Annotated in this window: 15 protein-coding genes and 2 tRNA genes; 13 read left to right on the top strand and 4 right to left on the bottom strand. The window is 60.9% G+C overall.

The annotated features are described in order from the left end of the window. Window positions 1-74 precede the first annotated feature (74 nt). The 3 genes from AC3YMN_RS11030 (at window position 75) to AC3YMN_RS11020 (ending at window position 2502) form a co-directional block, all read left to right on the top strand. A complete protein-coding gene (locus AC3YMN_RS11030; protein ID WP_489890015.1) occupies window positions 75-875 on the top strand; it encodes a Hint domain-containing protein in 801 nt (266 codons plus the stop codon). A 117-nt stretch (window positions 876-992) separates the two neighbouring features. Next, window positions 993-1066, top strand: a tRNA-Gly gene (locus tag AC3YMN_RS11025). A 146-nt stretch (window positions 1067-1212) separates the two neighbouring features. After that, the gene (locus AC3YMN_RS11020) at window positions 1213-2502 is read left to right on the top strand and encodes a DUF6395 domain-containing protein (protein WP_489890014.1); all 1290 of its coding nucleotides are present in this window, start codon (window positions 1213-1215) and stop codon (window positions 2500-2502) included. Here the strand turns inward: AC3YMN_RS11020 and AC3YMN_RS11015 are convergent. Next, a complete protein-coding gene (locus AC3YMN_RS11015) occupies window positions 2499-3086 on the bottom strand; it encodes a HupE/UreJ family protein (RefSeq protein WP_489890013.1) in 588 nt (195 codons plus the stop codon). The genes AC3YMN_RS11020 and AC3YMN_RS11015 overlap by 4 nt on opposite strands. A gap of 210 nt (window positions 3087-3296) precedes the next feature. Here AC3YMN_RS11015 and AC3YMN_RS11010 point away from each other — a divergent pair, with 210 nt between their 5' ends. Both AC3YMN_RS11010 and AC3YMN_RS11005 read left to right on the top strand, forming a co-directional pair. Beyond that, on the top strand, window positions 3297-3689 hold the full coding sequence (locus AC3YMN_RS11010; protein WP_489890012.1) for an MAPEG family protein: 393 nt from the start codon (window positions 3297-3299) through the stop codon (window positions 3687-3689). 56 nt (window positions 3690-3745) lie between these two features. Beyond that, window positions 3746-3821: transfer RNA gene (locus AC3YMN_RS11005), tRNA-Trp, on the top strand. Between the two features lie 124 nt (window positions 3822-3945). Here AC3YMN_RS11005 and AC3YMN_RS11000 read toward each other — a convergent pair. The 3 genes from AC3YMN_RS11000 to AC3YMN_RS10990 all read right to left on the bottom strand — a co-directional run bounded on the left by AC3YMN_RS11000 (window position 3946) and on the right by AC3YMN_RS10990 (window position 5540). Then, window positions 3946-4209: a hypothetical protein gene (locus tag AC3YMN_RS11000; protein ID WP_127752890.1), complete on the bottom strand. Its 264-nt coding sequence runs from the start codon at window positions 4207-4209 to the stop codon at window positions 3946-3948. 209 nt (window positions 4210-4418) lie between these two features. Continuing rightward, the gene (locus tag AC3YMN_RS10995) at window positions 4419-5084 is read right to left on the bottom strand and encodes a dihydrofolate reductase family protein (RefSeq protein ID WP_489890011.1); all 666 of its coding nucleotides are present in this window, start codon (window positions 5082-5084) and stop codon (window positions 4419-4421) included. Window positions 5085-5210: 126 nt separating this feature from the next. Further along, the gene (locus AC3YMN_RS10990) at window positions 5211-5540 is read right to left on the bottom strand and encodes a hypothetical protein (protein WP_489890010.1); all 330 of its coding nucleotides are present in this window, start codon (window positions 5538-5540) and stop codon (window positions 5211-5213) included. Between the two features lie 250 nt (window positions 5541-5790). On the opposite strand from AC3YMN_RS10990, the gene secE reads away from it, so the two are divergent. The 8 genes from secE to rpoC all read left to right on the top strand — a co-directional run bounded on the left by secE (window position 5791) and on the right by rpoC (window position 17902). Further along, window positions 5791-5988, top strand: coding sequence for a preprotein translocase subunit SecE (gene secE, locus AC3YMN_RS10985; RefSeq protein WP_164854949.1), 198 nt, complete (start codon window positions 5791-5793; stop codon window positions 5986-5988). A gap of 39 nt (window positions 5989-6027) precedes the next feature. Next, window positions 6028-6558, top strand: coding sequence for a transcription termination/antitermination protein NusG (gene nusG / locus AC3YMN_RS10980; protein WP_127752894.1), 531 nt, complete (start codon window positions 6028-6030; stop codon window positions 6556-6558). A gap of 172 nt (window positions 6559-6730) precedes the next feature. After that, window positions 6731-7159: a 50S ribosomal protein L11 gene (gene rplK / locus AC3YMN_RS10975; protein ID WP_127752895.1), complete on the top strand. Its 429-nt coding sequence runs from the start codon at window positions 6731-6733 to the stop codon at window positions 7157-7159. Between the two features lie 3 nt (window positions 7160-7162). Next, a complete protein-coding gene (rplA, locus tag AC3YMN_RS10970) occupies window positions 7163-7855 on the top strand; it encodes a 50S ribosomal protein L1 (protein ID WP_127752896.1) in 693 nt (230 codons plus the stop codon). A 323-nt stretch (window positions 7856-8178) separates the two neighbouring features. Then, window positions 8179-8700: a 50S ribosomal protein L10 gene (gene rplJ, locus AC3YMN_RS10965; RefSeq protein ID WP_127752897.1), complete on the top strand. Its 522-nt coding sequence runs from the start codon at window positions 8179-8181 to the stop codon at window positions 8698-8700. Window positions 8701-8761: 61 nt separating this feature from the next. Next, the gene (rplL, locus tag AC3YMN_RS10960) at window positions 8762-9136 is read left to right on the top strand and encodes a 50S ribosomal protein L7/L12 (protein ID WP_127752898.1); all 375 of its coding nucleotides are present in this window, start codon (window positions 8762-8764) and stop codon (window positions 9134-9136) included. Window positions 9137-9491: 355 nt separating this feature from the next. Beyond that, window positions 9492-13634, top strand: coding sequence for a DNA-directed RNA polymerase subunit beta (gene rpoB / locus AC3YMN_RS10955; RefSeq protein WP_127752899.1), 4143 nt, complete (start codon window positions 9492-9494; stop codon window positions 13632-13634). A gap of 80 nt (window positions 13635-13714) precedes the next feature. Continuing rightward, on the top strand, window positions 13715-17902 hold the full coding sequence (rpoC, locus tag AC3YMN_RS10950; protein WP_127752900.1) for a DNA-directed RNA polymerase subunit beta': 4188 nt from the start codon (window positions 13715-13717) through the stop codon (window positions 17900-17902). Window positions 17903-18025: the final 123 nt, after the last annotated feature.

Here is an 18025-nt window from a genome sequence, read left to right as displayed (position 1 = left end):
TTACTCAAAAGTTTAACTGTGCGTGATTCTGCTCCTCTATACAGTGTTCTGTAGTTACGAGAGTAGGCAGCAGCATGGATCTTCCTGGCATCGGCAGACGTGAGTTTCTCGCCAAGGCAACCCGCACTTTCACCGCTACGCTCCTTGCCGGCTCGCTCGCAGCTTGCGGGTCGGGCGGGCACCGGCGCAGTGCCCGTTCCCGCTCGGTGGTTGGCGGTGGCGCCGCCGACACTGACGCCGTCTCCTGCTTCCTCCCCGGCACGCGCATCGGGACCGCCAAGGGCACTGTTGCCGTCGAAACCCTGCGGATCGGCGATCTCGTGCAAACCGCTTCCGGCACCCAGCCCGTCAAATGGATCGGGCGCAGCCTGCGCCATCGTCCCGCCGCCGGCTGGTCGCTCACGATGCGGCCGGTTCGCATCCGCCGCTCGGCCATGGCCCGAAATGTCCCCGGTCGCGACCTGCTGGTCTCGCGCGAACACAGCCTCTTTCTCGACGGCGTGCTGATCCCCGCCTATCAACTCATCAACGGCACCACCATTACGGAAGAGCCCTGGGATCATTCCCCCACCCTCGAGCTGTTCAACATCGAATTGGCCGAGCATCAGGTGATCTTTGCCAATGGCGTTGCGGTCGAAACCCTCCTCGCCAACAAGGGCCGTGACCAGTTCGACAATGCCGCCGAATATGCGCTTCTCTACGGCCCGCACACTGCAATCACCGCCAAATATGCCCGCGTCATCCGCTATGGTCGCCGCCGCGACCGTGCCCTCGCCTCTGTCAGGCGCTGGCTCACCGGCTGGGGTCTTGATCTGCGCGACGCCTCCATGCGCGCCCATGACCGCTTCGCCGCCCGCGCCCAAATGGCCGGTTGAGCGGGCAGGGGCCTCGCTGCGCATCAATCCCCCGCAAAGTGCGCGATGGCCCACCCGCGCTCTTGCATTGGCCCGCGCCTCCCGCTAGTTCTGTGCCTCGGGTTCGCCCCCAAGCGGGCGGGTATAGCTCAGTGGTAGAGCAGCAGCCTTCCAAGCTGAATATGCGGGTTCGATTCCCGCTACCCGCTCCAAAATTCCTCACATTGTCAGTAAATTACCCGCACGCGCTGCAAGCGCGTCGTAACTCCGTTGCAACTCCCATCGCGGGTGCGGCTGCATTGGCGCCGGCAATCCTCCATATTGGGCCCGGACGCCTGCCGGCTGTGGAGGACCCCCGATGCATTTTACCTTCCGCCAGGAGCCAGGGGTGTTCACCATCACCGCCGGGCTGGTCGACGCCCATGGCGATGTGCGCACCGGCAACCGCGTCCAGAGCGATAAAACGCCGCTCACGCTGACCGAAACCCGCGTGTCTTTCGGCCTCGATATCCAGAACCTTGATTACGATCGGCTGGCGCTGGCCTGCTGCCTGCTCTTCCTGCCTTTCATCGGCAACAAGGTCTCTTTTTCCTTCCCAGTGTCCGATGTGATCCCCGAGTTCCTTCACGCCAACAAACGGGGCGCTGCCGGGCCCGAGCCGGTCGAAGTCACCACGACCGTAACGGGGCCGCGCCCCGAGAATGCTTCGCCCATCACCCTCGCCACCTGCGGGCTCGCCTTGGGCGGCGGCTTTGATGCTGTCGCGGTCAAGACGCTGCTGCCCGAAGTGTTCAGCTACCACCTCGTTAGCGCCATCATCGTCAACAACGTCTTCCACCTGCCCATCTACCGCTTCTACGCCGATCGCGACGCCATCCGGCTCAACGACGCCCCCGTCTGCGACCAGTATATCTGGACCAATGCCGAAAACATCGCGTCCCCGCGCGGCGTCACCACCTGGGCCACCTATGCCATTCCCATGCTGCTGGCCGGAGCCGATCGCGGCCTCAACTGCATCCTGTCGGGCACGGTGTTCGAAGGCTCGTTCAACGAAAACGGCCGCCGCTATGTCGAGTTCAGGCCCGGCAATCGCCATGACACGATCGGCCGGGCCTTCGCCGCCCTTGGCCTGCGCATCGCGCCTGCCGCCACCATGCTGCCCGAATATCTCAACATCAAGGAAGTTGCCCTGCATGGATTGGGCGACCAGGTCTCGTTCTGCATCATGGGGCCAAATGGCGGGCCCTGCGGGCGCTGTCTCAAATGCTACCGCAAGCGCCTGCTTTACGAGGCCCTGAAGCGCGAAACCGCGATCTCCATTCCCCAGTTCGAAGCGATGGACATCGCCCGCTTCGACAATCCCTATATCGCCAAGCTCTGCCAGGTCAGGCCGGTTTACCTCGCATCCTCGTTCAAATGGCTGCAGGACCGGGTGCCGGAGAGCCTCTACCTGCCCAGCATGGCCGAGGCGGTTGCGCAGGTGCCCCCCGTCCGCTTCGATCTCGGCCGATACTTCCCACCGGGGCTTGATATTTTGCCCGACACCATCGCGTCAGCCATGACCGAACGCTTGTCGCGGCGCTACCAGCCCATGAGCGAGGAGGAGATCACGGCCGTGCGGGCTTGGAACTGCTTTGCTGCCGCCTAGATCCAGCCCGCGATCGCGCCAAGGCCCGCCAGGGCAAAACCGCCGCCCGCCACGCGCGCCGCACCGGCGCCAAACCGCCCGGCGAGCCGCGCCACCGTCAAGCTCGCCGCCATCCCCGCAAAATGCAGGCTCGCGGTCGCCAGCGTGAATCCGGCGACATAGTCCAGCCCATTGGCGCCGCCGGGCATTTCCGCCCCGTGCGCGTGGCCATGGAACAGCGCGAAGACCCCCACGAGGCCCATTGCCGCCGCGACCGGCATCGGCCGCCCCAGCGCCGCGGCGCCCCCGATCAGCACGCTCGAAACGGCAATCCCCAGTTCCACAAACGGCACCGGCACCCCGGCGACCCCAGCGCCAAAGCCAACAATCATCATTGCCACAAAGCTCAGCGGCACCGCCCAAAGCGCGCGGCCGCCCAACACAAAGGCGAACACCCCAACCGCCACCATCGCCAGCAGATGATCGAGCCCACCAACGGGATGCTCGAATCCGTGCACAAAGCCGAGGGCGTGTTCGGGCCCGCTATGGGCAAAGGCAAGGCTGGGAGAAACGGCGAGCATAACAAGGGCAAGCACTAGGCGCATCGATATCCTTTCGGGGACACGTCCGTCCCTCCGGTTCAGGTTGCTTCCCACGGCTTCCATTCACTCGCGCGTTAGTTATCCCCGGAGGCGCCACGCTTGTAAATGCCCCCTCGTGCCTCGCGCACCTTGTTTGCCGCCCCGGCGTTTAGCGGTTCTCAAGCCCGTGGCACTGGGCCACACTGCGCGCCTTAACCGGAGTCGCCCCTTGCCATGCTGTTGATCATCTTTCTTGTGCTGCTGCTCCTCTTTGTGCAGTCCCAGCTTCCCGGCGTTCTCCTGGCCAAGCAGGTCGGGCCCGAGGCGCAAATGGGCGCGCGCGACAATCTGCCCGAACCCACGCCCGAACTAGCCCGCTCACGCCGCGCCCTCGCCAATCTGCAGGAAAACCTGCCGGCTTTTCTCACTCTGGCCGTGCTCTCGATTGTGCTGGGGGAGCAGGGCTGGCTGTCCCTGCTGGGCGCGACATTGTTCCTCGCTGCGCGAGTCGCACATCTCTTGTGCTATATGCGCGCGCTCAGCCCCTGGCGCTCGATCAGTTATGCGCTGGGGCTGCTCGGCACCATCCTTGTGGCGATCCCGCTTGTGCCCCATCTTTGGGGATGAGCGTCGCGAACCTCTTGCACACCGCGCGCTTTGCCATTAGTGGATAGCTCGCCTGAAGGGGTTTAGCTCAGTTGGTAGAGCATCGGTCTCCAAAACCGAGGGTCGTGGGTTCGAGTCCCCCAGCCCCTGCCAGGCACTTCCACCATTGATCGCTGCCAGCCCGCTCGGTGAGCGGGCTTTTTGTTGCCTGGCCGGTTTGGTGATGCGCAAGGCAAGAAGCGGATGGCGACCTCTCGCCGGCTCTACCGCTTGGGAGCTATTCGTTCCACTTGGGAACGGGGCTGAAACGGGGCAGCTCCTTGAAGCGCTGTTCCAGCTGGTTCTGCCGCCAGTCGGTCTGCAAATCCTTCAGCTGCCGTTCATTGGCACGTGCGGCGGTTTCCTCGGCCAGTTCCTGCTGGATGCACACGATGCGGTTATTGGTTTCCTGCACGCTGCGGGTGCCGGGCGGGCAAGCGGCCATTGCTCCGCTGACGGGTACGAGCAACACGGCGGCAATGAGGGCGGATCGCAACAGCATGGTTTGGCTCCATTCGTATCCGCGCAAGCGCGGCAGAAAAACTCACCCCTTAATCTAGGCCATATCAGCGGGAATGAAACCCCGCGAGGCTCCTCAGGCCGATCAGCTGCACCAGCAACCCCTGCCGCAGTGCCACCAGCCCTCGCCCATTTCCTGATAAGGAGGGTAGGGGCGGGGGCACCGGCCCCCGGCACCTGTGCACGCAGACACTATCCTTCCCGGGCCATCCGCTCCTGCCGAGCTTGTTCTGCCGCCGTGGGCTCGGCCAAGGCAAAGGATCCGGTTGAAACCTCTCCCGCGCGCTCATAAACGCTCATGCTGACCCCGCTCGCCGAGACGCTGTTGCTGACGAGTTTAAGGGCCCGCGGCTTGGTGCCGTGCCCGAACAGCCGCTTGCCCGGGCCCAGCAGCACGGGAAAGCTCAGGAGGCGAAGTTGATCCACAAGGTCATGGGCCAGCAGCGTTTGCACCAGCACCGTGCTGCCCTGCGTCAGCAGATTGGGGCCGTCCTCCGCCTTGAGGCGCCTTAGGGGCTCCACCACCTCACCGCGCAGCGGAGTGGTATTGATCCACCCAAACTCCTGGTCGGATCGGGTCGCGACATATTTCGTCACCGTGTTGAAGGCCGTGGCAATCGGATCATCCGCCGGCATATGCGGCCAGTGCGCAGCAAATATTTCGTAGGTCTTGCGCCCGAGCAGCAGATCATAGGGCTCGGCAAACCCGGCATCCATGAATTGCCCCACCGCTTCGTCGAAATAAGGGACACCCCAACCACCATATTGAAAGCCACCCGTGGGATCTTCGCTTGGGCCGCCGGGGGCCTGCATCACGCCGTCAAGGCTGGCAAATGCACCTACGATGAGCTTTCTCATGCCTGTAACTCCTCATATCCGTCGCAATCAGGACGCCCACAAAGGCGCATAGCCGACATTCAGCCACACGGAAATTTGCATCGGCGCTGCAGGGGAGTTTGGATTGGCCGTGGCCGTTATGAGGCTTCAGCGCAGTCGGCCTTGAGCCCGGCCACCAGGCTCCGCGGTAGCAGCCGCCATTGCTTCGCTCGCCGCGAGTTCGTCCGCCTCCATCTGCTCGTGCCGGGCCTTGATCCGGTTGAGCTGATGGGCGGCGTGGGCAAGCAGTGCAGTGCGGATTTCCGCGGCCTGGGCGCGCCCGATATCTGCCCGGCATTTCAGGTCCAGCGAGAACTCGGAAACCGCGCCCATGAAGGTTTCGCGCACCTTTACCCGGATCACCCCGACCGTGCGGCCCTTGATGATGCGGTGCGGCTCGAAATACAGGATGTCACAGGCCTTGATCTCAAAGCTCATCGACCCGTCCTCCACCGGCCAACCGCCCGATCGCATCAAAGCAGATCAGTGTGACACTGCAACTCAACTTCCCGGCCTAGCTCGGTGGATGTAGACTGCGGCAGGTAAGCTGTTCGGGCCCAGTGCGGTCCAACAAATCGGGCAGGGGCTGTTGCAATCCGCGTCTGATTTCTCTAGATAGCAGCTTCCAGCCGTGCGGGTGTCCTGCGCGGCCTTTGGTTTTGCACCAAAACACCAAAGAGATGATTCGCTGATGGCGCGTACGAACCCGATCACCTTCCTCCAGCAGGTTCGAACCGAAGTCAGCAAGGTGACTTGGCCCGGCCGCAACGAGGTGATGATCTCTACGATCATGGTACTTGTGCTGGTTATGTTGGCCAGTCTGTTTTTCCTGTTGGCCGACCAGCTGATTTCGTGGCTGGTATCGCTGATGCTGTCGATCCGCTAAAGCGGTCGGCGAATAACCACTAGGGAGCGACGAGGCGGCATGGCCAAGCGCTGGTATATCGTTCAGGCGTATTCGAACTTTGAGCGCAAGGTGGCGGAAGACATTCGCCAGAAGGTTGCGCAAAAGAAGCTCGAGCATTTGTTCGAGGACGTGATCGTGCCGACCGAAAAGGTCACGGAGATCCGTCGTGGCCGCAAGGTCGATGCCGAGCGCAAGTTCTTCCCCGGCTATGTGCTGGTGAAGATGGATATGACCGACGAGGCCTTCCACCTCATCAAGAATACCCCCAAGGTCACCGGTTTCCTCGGTTCGGACAACAAGCCGATGCCGATCTCGGAAAAGGAGGCCATGGCGATCCTGCAGCAGGTGCAGGAAGGCGTGGATCATCCCAAGCCGTCCGTGTCCTTCGAAGTGGGCGAGAATGTCCGCGTGTCGGATGGCCCCTTCGCCAGCTTCAATGGCGTGGTGGAGGAAGTCGACGAGGAGCGTTCGCGCCTCAAGGTCGAGGTGTCCATCTTCGGGCGCCCCACTCCGGTGGAACTCGAATACGGTCAGGTCGAAAAGGTCTGATCGATTTTGCCGCGCTGATCCGCGGCATCCCCATTCCGGCGCAAGCCGGATACTGCCGGAGCGATCCGGCGAAATCTGTGGAAGAGGGCGGTTGCTGCCAGGCGGCCGATCAAGCTTCGCACCACAGCGTCAAACGCTCCGCTGACAGCGGAGGCAACATCAAAGGACGATCATGGCAAAGAAAATCACTGGCTATGTCAAGCTGCAGGTGCCTGCGGGTTCCGCAACACCTTCCCCGCCGATTGGCCCAGCACTGGGTCAGCGCGGTCTGAACATCATGGAATTCTGCAAGGCGTTCAATGCCGCCACGCAGGAAATGGAAAAGGGTTCGCCCATTCCAGTCGTGATCACTGCCTATGCCGACAAGAGCTTCACCTTCGAGATGAAGTCTCCCCCGGTGACCTACTTCATCAAGAAGGCCGTCAACCTCAAGTCCGGCTCCAAGCTTCCGGGCAAGGAATCGGCTGGCACCATCACGCAGGCTCAGCTGCGCGAAATCGCAGAAAAGAAGATGAAGGATCTCAATGCCGACAATGTCGACGCTGCTGTGTCGATGATCGCCGGCTCCGCCCGTTCCATGGGCATCCAGGTCGAGGGTTGATAGATGGCACATATCGGTAAGAAGACCGTCAAGGCACGCGAAGGCATCGACCGCAACAAGCTCTACAAGCTTGATGAGGCCATCAAGATGGTCAAGGAACGCGCCACCGCCAAGTTCGACGAAACCATCGAAGTTGCCATCAATCTGGGTGTTGATCCCCGCCACGCCGACCAGATGGTCCGCGGCGTTGTGAGCCTGCCCAATGGTACCGGCAAGACCGTGCGCGTCGCCGTGTTCGCCCGTGGCGCCAAGGCTGATGAAGCCACCGCTGCTGGTGCCGACATTGTTGGCGCCGAAGACCTGATGGAGCAGATCCAGGGCGGCAAGATCGATTTCGATCGCTGCATTGCCACCCCTGACATGATGCCCATCGTTGGTCGTCTCGGTAAGATCCTCGGGCCACGCAACCTGATGCCGAACCCCAAGGTCGGCACCGTGACCATGGACGTCGCTGGCGCCGTCAAGGCTGCCAAGGGCGGCGCTGTTGAATACCGCGTCGAAAAGGCCGGTATCCTGCATGCTGGCGTTGGCAAGGTTTCGTTCTCGGACGAAGCCCTCCTGCAGAACATCAAGGCGTTCACCGACGCCGTGCAGAAGAGCAAGCCCGCCGGTGCCAAGGGCACCTATGTCAAGCGCGTTGCCGTGTCCTCGACCATGGGCCCCGGCGTGCACGTAGAGCCGGCTTCCGCGCTCTAAAACGAAATTCGGGCGGTTCGCCGCCCGGACCGCACCCGATTGGTTCGCCTGTCGGGTGCGTAAGTCCTGTCCGAGACTGCCGGTGCTGATCGATCTGGGTCAGCTTAATGTCCACCGACGCCAGCATAGATGGGGTGAAGACCAGGAATTTCTGGCCCGCAAGGGCCGGGGTGTTCAAGGTTCGAACCAGGCCAGTTGCCCATCCGGGCAGCACGGTTGACAGGCATGTAACCGTTGCTCCTCTCCTCCTTCGGGAGATCGGAGGGCAGCAATTGGCAATGGCCCGGCATTGTTTCTTGTCGGGCTTAATGTGGAGACTAGCAGTGGAAAGAGCGGAAAAGCGTGAGCTTGTCGCATCGCTTCAGTCAGCCCTCTCGGGCGCTGGGTCGATCGTCCTCGCGCAGAATGCCGGTCTGACCGTGGCCAATCTGGAATCGCTTCGCCGTGAGGTGAAGGGTGCCGGTGGCTATGTGAAGATCGCAAAAAACCGTCTTGCCAAGCTTGCTCTTAAAGACACCGACCACGCCGACATCTCGGACCTGTTTACCGGTCCGATCGTCATCGCCTATGCGGAAGACCCCATGACTGCGCCCAAGCTGGCGCAGAAATTTGCCGACAAGAACGCGAAATACGTCGTTCTTGGTGGCGTCATGGGCAAGACCGCTCTCGACGCAAACAGCGTCAAGGCCTTGTCGACCATGCCGTCGCTCGATGAACTGCGCGCCACGCTCGCCGGGATGCTCAAGCAGCCCGCGACCCGTATCGCTTCGGTCATCGTCGCTCCGGCTGGTGGTATCGCGCGCGTGTTGGCCGCTCACGCGGAAAAGAGCAACGAAGCAGCGTAACCCCCATGGTTCCCTCGGGAACCGGTTTGAACTGAACACCTGAAAAGAAGAGATTTATCAAATGGCTGATCTCGCCAAGATCGTAGACGACCTGTCTGCCCTGACCGTTCTGGAAGCTTCCGAGCTGTCCAAGATGCTTGAAGAAAAGTGGGGCGTTTCGGCTGCAGCTCCTGTTGCTGTTGCCGCTGCTGGCGGCGGCGCTGCCGCTCCTGCTGCTGAAGAAAAGACCGAATTTGACGTGATCCTCGCCTCCTTCGGCGAGAACAAGATCAACGTCATCAAGGAAGTCCGCGCCATCACCGGCCTGGGCCTGGGCGAAGCCAAGGCACTCGTTGAATCGGCTCCCAAGGCCATCAAGGAAGGCGCTACCAAGGCTGAAGCCGAAGACATACAGAAGAAGCTGGAAGCTGCCGGCGCCAAGGTCGAACTCAAGTAAGTTCGCTTTTACCCCTTGCAATTTGCGAAATGGCGCGCTATGTGCCATTTCGCTTTATCGTTTCAGCTTGGAAACGAATCGCCGGACCGGTTGGATAGGTCCTGGCGCCAATTTGCGGAACATATGACGATTTCGATGTCTGAGGCACGCTGACGTCCCGAAACCTCATGGTTATTGGCCATGGGGTTGTTTGACGTTTCATGTCTTCCCTTCCCATGGCTGGGGCAGGGCCTTGAGCCATCGCTGAGCCTAAACGACTAGACCCCACAAGGGCACATATCCCGATCCCCGACGGCTGATAGTCGGGGCTTTGGCTAGGTGCCTCCGAGACAATCGCAGAGAAACAGGAGCTTTCATGGCTACCACGTTCAACGGCCGCCGCAAGGTACGCAAGTCCTTCGGTTCCATTCGCGAAGTCACGGAGATGCCCAACCTGATCGAGGTCCAGAAGGCCTCCTATGATCAGTTTCTTCTCGTAGACGAGCCCGAAGGCGGCCGTCCCGATGAAGGGCTTCAATCCGTATTTCGTTCGGTGTTCCCCATCACCGACTTTTCCAACACCGCTTCTCTCGAATTTGTGAAATACGAATTCGAGCAGCCCAAATACGACATCGACGAGTGCCGTGCGCGCGATATCACTTTCGCTGCCCCGCTCAAGGTGACGCTGCGGCTGATCGTGTTTGAAGTGGACGAGGAAACCGGCGCCCGCTCGGTCAAGGATATCAAGGAGCAGGACGTCTATATGGGCGACATGCCCTTCATGACCTCCAACGGCACCTTCATCGTCAACGGTACCGAGCGCGTCATCGTTTCCCAGATGCACCGTTCGCCTGGCGTGTTCTTTGATCACGACAAGGGCAAGACCCACTCCTCGGGCAAGCTCCTGTTCGCAGGCCGCATCATTCCCTATCGCGGCTCCTGGCTCGATCTGGAATTTGACGCCAAGGACATCGTCTATGCGCGTATCGATCGGCGTCGCAAGATCCCGGTGACCTCGCTGCTCAAGGCGCTCGGCATGGATGCCGAGGAAATCCTCGCGACCTATTACACCACGCTCCAGTACGAAAAGACCGCGAGCGGTTGGCAGGTTCCTTACGACGCCGAGAAGTGGAAGGGTGCCAAGCCTAGCCATGACCTGATCGACGCTAAGACCGGCGACGTCGTCCATGAAGGCGGCAAGAAGCTGTCCGCACGTCAGGCCAAGAAGCTTGCCGAGAATGGTTTGACCCATTTGCTGGCCACCGATGCCGATCTCTACGGCATGTATCTGGCCGAGGATCTGGTCAATCTCCAGACCGGCGAGATCTATGCCGAAGCTGGCGACGAGCTGGACGAGAAGGTGCTCGCCACCCTGGTTGACCTCGGTTTCGATGAGCTGCCGCTGCTCGATATCGACCACATCAATGTGGGCGCTTACCTGCGCAACACGCTTGCGATCGACAAGAACGAGTCGCGTGAAGACGCGCTGTTCGACATCTATCGCGTGATGCGTCCCGGCGAACCGCCGACCGTTGATACCGCCGAAGCCATGTTCAAGTCGCTGTTCTTTGATAGCGAGCGCTATGACCTGTCCGCCGTGGGCCGCGTCAAGATGAACATGCGCCTTGAGCTCGACGCTCCCGACACCATGCGCACCCTGCGCAAGGAAGACATCGTTGAAGTCGTGCGCACCCTCGTGGATCTGCGCGACGGCCGTGGCGAAATCGACGACATCGACAATCTCGGCAATCGCCGCGTGCGCTCGGTCGGCGAGCTGATGGAAAACTCCTATCGTCTTGGTCTGCTCCGCATGGAGCGCGCCATCAAGGAGCGCATGAGCTCGGTCGAAATCGACACGGTCATGCCCCAGGATCTGATCAACGCCAAGCCGGCGGCCGCCGCCGTGCGCGAGTTCTTCGGTTCTTCCCAGCTCAGCCAGTTCATGGATCAGACCAATCCGCTTTCGGAAATCACCCATAAGCGCCGCCTGTCGGCTCTTGGGCCTGGTGGTCTCACCCGTGAGCGTGCTGGCTTTGAAGTGCGCGACGTGCACCCGACCCACTATGGTCGTATCTGCCCGATTGAGACCCCTGAAGGTCCCAATATCGGTCTGATCAACTCGCTCTCGACCTTTGCGCGCGTCAACAAATACGGCTTCATCGAAACCCCGTACCGCAAGATCGTCGACGGCAAGCTGACCGACGACGTGGTCTATCTGTCCGCCATGGAAGAGGCCAAGCACTATGTCGCCCAGGCCAACGTCACTTTCACTGAAAGCGGCGAGCTTGAGCATGACCTGGTGGTTGCCCGCCATGCTGGCGACAACGGCCTGACGCCCAAGGAAAACGTCGATCTGATGGACGTTTCCCCAAAGCAGATGGTGTCGGTTGCCGCCTCGCTGATCCCGTTCCTCGAGAACGACGACGCCAACCGTGCTCTGATGGGCTCCAACATGCAGCGTCAGGCTGTGCCGCTGCTGCGCGCTGAAGCGCCGTTTGTCGGCACCGGCATGGAAGCTGTGGTTGCCCGTGACTCCGGCGCCGCCATCGTGGCCAAGCGCAAGGGCATCGTCGATCAGGTGGACGCGACCCGTATCGTTATTCGGGCGACCGAAGAAACCGATGCGAGCAAGACTGGCGTCGACATCTACAACCTGATGAAGTTCCAGCGCTCCAACCAGTCCACCTGCATCAACCAGCGTCCGCTGGTGGTCGTCGGCGACCATGTGAACCAGGGCGACATCATCGCCGATGGTCCCTCGACTGAACTGGGCGATCTGGCTCTGGGCCGCAACGTGCTCGTCGCGTTCATGCCCTGGAACGGCTACAACTTCGAAGACTCCATTCTGCTGAGCGAGAAGATCGCGATGCAGGACGTCTTCACCTCGATCCACATCGAGGAATATGAAGTTATGGCCCGCGACACCAAGCTTGGTCCTGAGGAAATCACGCGCGACATTCCGAACGTGTCGGAAGAAGCGCTCAAGAACCTCGACGAAGCCGGTATCGTCCATATCGGTGCCGAAGTGATGCCGGGCGACATTCTCGTGGGCAAGATCACGCCCAAGGGCGAGTCGCCGATGACGCCGGAAGAAAAGCTCCTCCGGGCCATCTTTGGTGAAAAGGCTTCCGACGTTCGCGATACCTCGCTCCGCGTTCCGCCCGGCGATGCTGGTACTGTTGTTGAAGTGCGCGTGTTCAATCGCCACGGCATCGACAAGGACGAGCGCGCCATGGCCATCGAGCGCGAGGAAATCGAGCGTCTGGCCAAGGACCGTGATGACGAACAGTCGATCCTGGACCGCAACGTTTATGCGCGTCTCAAGGAAATGCTGTTTGGCAAGGCTGCCACTGCTGGCCCGAAGGGCTATGTCGTCGGCACCCGCCTCAATGACCAGATGTTCGAGGCCCAGCCCCGCTCCAAGTGGTGGCAGTTCGCGGTTGATGACGACAAGGTCATGACCGAGATGGAAGCCTTGCACGCCCAGTACGAGGAAAGCCGTCGTCTGCTCGAGCAGCGCTTCATCGACAAGGTGGACAAGCTGCAGCGCGGTGACGAACTGCCTCCGGGCGTGATGAAGATGGTCAAGGTCTTCATCGCGACCAAGCGCAAGATCCAGCCAGGCGACAAGATGGCCGGCCGTCACGGCAACAAGGGTGTGGTGTCGCGCATCGTGCCCATCGAAGACATGCCTTATCTCGAAGACGGCACTTCGGTGGATATCGTGCTCAACCCGCTCGGCGTGCCTTCGCGCATGAATGTGGGTCAGATCCTCGAGACTCACCTGGGCTGGGCTTGCGCCGGCATGGGCAAGAAGATCGACGAGATGGTGCGCATCTATCAGCAAAAGGGTGACCTCAAGCCGCTGCGTGCGGAAGTGGGTGCGCTGTTTGCCGGCGATGAATCCATCACCGATCTCGATGACGACGGTCTGATCCGCCTCGGCGAACACCTCTCGAAGGGCGTGTCGATCGCGACCCCGGTGTTTGATGGCGCCAAGGAAGCCGACATCGTTGAGATGCTGGAGCGGGCAGGGCTCAAGGGCTCGGGTCAGTCCACCGTGTTCGACGGTCGCTCGGGCGAGCAGTTCGATCGGCAGGTGACGGTTGGGTATATCTATATGCTCAAGCTCGACCACCTGGTGGACAACAAGATCCACGCCCGTTCGATCGGCCCGTACTCCCTGGTTACCCAGCAGCCGCTGGGCGGCAAGGCACAGTTCGGCGGACAGCGTTTCGGCGAGATGGAAGTGTGGGCTCTCGAAGCCTATGGCGCGGCTTACACGCTCCAGGAAATGCTCACCATCAAGTCGGACGACGTTACCGGTCGTACCAAGGTCTATGAATCCATTGTGCGCGGCGACGATACGTTCGAGCCGGGCATCCCCGAGAGCTTCAACGTTCTGGTCAAGGAAATCCGTTCGCTCGGTCTCAATGTCGAACTCGACATGCGCGACCTCGGCGGCGACCTCGGTCAGGCCGAAGCGGAGCTCGCACCTCCTCAGGAAGCGGCGGAATAATCCGGCACTTCCCCATCCCGTTCATCATCCGTTCAGGTCTGTGGCGAAACCACGGCCTGGGCGGGTAGAGGAGAGTTTGAATGAACCATCATTCCCACGTCATGGACCCGTTTAATCCGGCTGTCCCGGTGCAGACCTTCGATCAGATGAAGATCTCCATCGCTTCGCCCGAGAAGATCCTGAGCTGGTCCTACGGCGAGATCAAGAAGCCCGAGACCATCAACTATCGTACGTTCAAGCCTGAACGCGACGGTCTTTTCTGCGCGCGCATCTTTGGCCCTGTGAAGGACTACGAATGCTTGTGCGGCAAGTACAAGCGCATGAAGTTCAAGGGCGTCATCTGCGAAAAGTGCGGTGTTGAGGTGACCCTCAGCCGCGTGCGTCGCGAGCGCATGGGCCATATTGAATTGGCCGCGCCCGTTGCTCACATCTGGTTCCTGAAGTCTTTGCCGTCCCGTATCGCGCTCTTGCTCGATATGACGCTCAAGGACATCGAGCGCATTCTTTACTTCGAGAACTACGTTATTCTCGATCCGGGCCTCAGCCCCTTCACCCAGCACGAGCTGCTGACCGAAGAGCAGTTCCTGGACGCTCAGGACGAATACGGTGCCGACAGCTTCACCGCCAAGATCGGCGCTGAAGCCATCCGCGACATTCTGCTCGCCCTCGACCTCGAAAAGATCGCCGCTGACCTGCGCGTCGAAATTGCCGAGTCGACCACTGAGCTGAAGCCCAAGAAGCTGGCCAAGCGCCTCAAGATCGTCGAGCAGTTCATCGTTTCGGGCAACAAGCCCGAATGGATGATCATGACCGTCATCCCGGTGATTCCGCCCGAGCTGCGCCCGCTGGTGCCGCTGGATGGCGGCCGTTTCGCCACGTCCGATCTGAACGATCTTTATCGTCGCGTCATCAACCGCAACAACCGGTTGAAGCGCCTGATCGAGCTGCGTGCGCCCGACATCATCATCCGCAACGAAAAGCGCATGCTGCAGGAAGCTGTGGACGCGCTGTTCGACAACGGCCGCCGTGGCCGCACCATCACCGGTGCCAACAAGCGTCCGCTCAAGTCCTTGTCCGATATGCTCAAGGGCAAGCAGGGCCGGTTCCGCCAGAACCTGCTCGGCAAGCGCGTCGACTATTCCGGCCGCTCGGTCATCACCGTTGGTCCCAACCTCAAGCTGCACCAGTGCGGCCTGCCCAAGAAGATGGCGCTTGAGCTCTTCAAGCCCTTCATCTACTCGCGCCTTGAGGCCAAGGGTTTCTCCTCGACGGTCAAGCAGGCCAAGAAGCTGGTTGAGAAGGAAAAGCCCGAAGTCTGGGATATCCTTGACGAAGTGATCCGCGAGCACCCGGTTCTGCTGAACCGCGCGCCCACGCTCCACCGTCTTGGCATCCAGGCTTTCGAGCCCATTCTGATCGAAGGCAAGGCCATCCGTCTGCATCCGCTCGTTTGCTCGGCTTTCAACGCCGACTTCGACGGTGACCAGATGGCCGTGCACGTTCCGCTGTCGCTCGAAGCGCAGCTGGAAGCGCGCGTGCTGATGATGTCGACCAACAACATTCTGCACCCCGCCAATGGTCAGCCGATCATTGTGCCCTCGCAGGATATCGTGCTGGGCCTATACTACCTCTCGTTGATGAACGAGAAGGAGCCGGGTGAAGGCATGGTGTTCGGCTCTTATGCCGAGCTCGAGCATGCCCTCGACAACAAGGTCGTGACCCTCCACACCAAGATCAAAGGCCGTGTCACCAGCTTCGATGAAGCGGGTAACAAGACCACCGAGATCGTGGAAACTACGCCTGGCCGCATGCTGATTGGGCAGATCCTGCCCAAGAACCCGGCGGTGCCGTTCTCGACGGCCAACCAGCTGATGACCAAGAAGATGATCTCCAAGATGATCGACACGGTTTACCGTGGCTGCGGTCAGAAGGAGACCGTGATCTTCTGTGACCGCGTCATGCAGCTCGGCTTCAAGAACGCCTGCGACGCTGGCATCTCGTTCGGCAAGGACGACATGGTGATCCCGGCGTCCAAGTACACGATCGTGGAAGCTGCCCGTAAGCAAGTCGAAGAGTTCGAGCAGCAGTACAATGACGGCCTGATTACTCAGGGCGAGAAGTACAACAAGGTCGTTGACGCCTGGGCCAAATGCGGCGACGCCGTGGCCGAAAAGATGATGGAAGCCATCCGCACCGTCCAAATCGACGAAGAAACCGGCCGCCAAAAGCCCATCAACTCCGTTTACATGATGAGCCACTCAGGCGCGCGTGGTTCACCAGCGCAGATGAAGCAGTTGGCCGGCATGCGTGGTCTTATGGCCCGTCCCGATGGCTCGATCATCGAGACCCCGATCACGGCTAACTTCAAGGAAGGCCTCAACGTTCTCGAATACTTCAACTCCACCCACGGTGCCCGTAAGGGTCTGGCGGATACGGCGTTGAAGACCGCGAACTCGGGCTATCTCACCCGTCGCCTGGTGGACGTGGCGCAGGACGCGATCATCGTGTCAAACGATTGCGGCACCGAGCGTGGCCTGACCATGGAGCCGATTGTCGATGCCGGCCAGATCGTGGCTTCCATCGGCCAGCGGGTACTTGGTCGTACCGCTGCCGACGACATCTTCCATCCGCTGTCCGGTGATCTGATCGCCACCAAGGGTACGCTGCTGGAAGAAAAGCATATCGACATCATCGAGGAAGCGCGCATCCAGTCGATCCGGATTCGCTCCCCGCTGACCTGCGACATGCGTCAGGGTACCTGCGCGGCCTGCTATGGTCGTGACTTGGCCCGTGGTACGCCGGTAAACATGGGTGAGGCTGTTGGCGTTATTGCTGCTCAGTCCATTGGTGAACCCGGTACCCAGCTCACCATGCGTACGTTCCACATTGGTGGCACGGCGCAGGTGGTCGACTCCTCCTTCCTTGAGGCAGGCGCGGAAGGCACGATTGCCGTTCGTAATCCGAACCTCGCCAAGATCGAGGGCGGTCGCCATGTGGTGATGTCGCGTAACGTGTCGCTGGCCATCCTCGATGCCGACGGTAAGGAGCGGGCTACCCATAAGGTGACTTACGGCTCCAAGCTCCTCGTGGCTGAAGGCGACACGGTGCGGCGTGGTCAGCGTTTGGCTGAATGGGATCCCTACACCCGTCCAGTGCTTGCCGAAGTTGAAGGCGAGGTCGTGTTCGAAGATCTCGTCGATGGTGCCTCGGTTGCGGAAAACACCGACGAAGCCACCGGCTTCACCAAGCGCGTTGTCATCGACTGGCGCACCAACCAGCGTGGCGAGGGCCTCAAGCCTGCGATTGCCATTGCCCGAGGCGGTGTGGTGCAGAAGGTGGAACGTGGCGGCGACGCTCGTTACCTGCTCTCGGTTGATGCCGTCATTGCGGTTGAACCCGGCGAGAAGGTTGCGCCCGGTGACGTGCTGGCCCGTATTCCGCTGGAATCGGCCAAGACCAAGGACATCACCGGCGGTCTGCCGCGTGTGGCCGAACTGTTCGAAGCTCGTCGTCCGAAGGACCACGCCATCATCGCCGAGATCGATGGTACCGTCCGGTTCGGTCGCGACTACAAGAACAAGCGTCGCGTCATCATCGAGCCGCATGAGGAAGGTGCAGAGCCCGTCGAGTACCTGATCCCCAAGGGCAAGCCCTTCCACCTTCAGGAAGGCGACGCCATCGAAAAGGGTGAGTACATCCTCGACGGCAACCCGGCGCCGCATGACATCCTAGCCATCAAGGGCGTGGAAGAGCTTGCTCGTTACCTCGTCAATGAAATCCAGGAGGTCTATCGACTGCAGGGCGTGCTGATCAACGACAAGCACATCGAGGTGATTGTTCGCCAAATGCTGCAGAAGGTTGAGATCGTGGATCCCGGTGAGTCCGGCCTGCTCAAGGACGAGCAGCTCGACAAGCTGGATTTCGACGAACTCAACGACCAGCTGGTCAGCGAAGGCAAGAAGCCGGCAACCGCCAACCCGGTCCTGCTCGGCATCACCAAGGCGTCGCTCCAGACCCGCTCGTTCGTGTCGGCAGCCTCGTTCCAGGAAACCACCCGCGTTCTCACGGAAGCAGCGGTTTCCGGCAAGGCCGATTTGCTCGAGGGTCTCAAGGAGAACGTGATCGTGGGCCGTCTGATCCCAGCCGGCACCGGCGCGGGTATCTCCTCTGCACGGATGATCGCCGCCAAGCGCGACGACCTTATCCTCGAGGAGCGCCGTCGCCAGGCGTCGACCGTCCAGATCCCGGCGCCAACAGCAGCCGAGTAAGACCAGCTACTGCGATTTAGGGGAGGGGGCCGCAAGGCCCCCTTTCTTTATGCCAGCTGCACATCTCGCTCCCGCAGTGGCGGTTCAACGATGGCGAACGAGGCGAGGGCAGCGGTCTAAGGG

Source organism: Devosia sp. Z11_6 (assembly GCF_058133665.1).
This window is presented reverse-complemented; position numbering and strand designations above follow the sequence as displayed.

What these genes read in the sequence shown, in the direction of transcription:
- nusG (WP_127752894.1), top strand. Translation starts at nt 6,028, where the DNA reads ATGGCCAAGCGCTGGTATATCGTTCAGGCGTATTCGAACTTTGAGCGC.
- rpoB (WP_127752899.1), top strand. Translation starts at nt 9,492, where the DNA reads ATGGCTACCACGTTCAACGGCCGCCGCAAGGTACGCAAGTCCTTCGGT.
- AC3YMN_RS11030 (WP_489890015.1), top strand. Translation starts at nt 75, where the DNA reads ATGGATCTTCCTGGCATCGGCAGACGTGAGTTTCTCGCCAAGGCAACC.
- AC3YMN_RS10995 (WP_489890011.1), bottom strand. Translation starts at nt 5,084, where the DNA reads ATGAGAAAGCTCATCGTAGGTGCATTTGCCAGCCTTGACGGCGTGATG.
- AC3YMN_RS11015 (WP_489890013.1), bottom strand. Translation starts at nt 3,086, where the DNA reads ATGCGCCTAGTGCTTGCCCTTGTTATGCTCGCCGTTTCTCCCAGCCTT.
- rplL (WP_127752898.1), top strand. Translation starts at nt 8,762, where the DNA reads ATGGCTGATCTCGCCAAGATCGTAGACGACCTGTCTGCCCTGACCGTT.
- rplA (WP_127752896.1), top strand. Translation starts at nt 7,163, where the DNA reads ATGGCACATATCGGTAAGAAGACCGTCAAGGCACGCGAAGGCATCGAC.
- AC3YMN_RS11010 (WP_489890012.1), top strand. Translation starts at nt 3,297, where the DNA reads ATGCTGTTGATCATCTTTCTTGTGCTGCTGCTCCTCTTTGTGCAGTCC.
- AC3YMN_RS11020 (WP_489890014.1), top strand. Translation starts at nt 1,213, where the DNA reads ATGCATTTTACCTTCCGCCAGGAGCCAGGGGTGTTCACCATCACCGCC.
- rplK (WP_127752895.1), top strand. Translation starts at nt 6,731, where the DNA reads ATGGCAAAGAAAATCACTGGCTATGTCAAGCTGCAGGTGCCTGCGGGT.
- AC3YMN_RS10990 (WP_489890010.1), bottom strand. Translation starts at nt 5,540, where the DNA reads ATGAGCTTTGAGATCAAGGCCTGTGACATCCTGTATTTCGAGCCGCAC.
- AC3YMN_RS11000 (WP_127752890.1), bottom strand. Translation starts at nt 4,209, where the DNA reads ATGCTGTTGCGATCCGCCCTCATTGCCGCCGTGTTGCTCGTACCCGTC.
- rpoC (WP_127752900.1), top strand. Translation starts at nt 13,715, where the DNA reads ATGAACCATCATTCCCACGTCATGGACCCGTTTAATCCGGCTGTCCCG.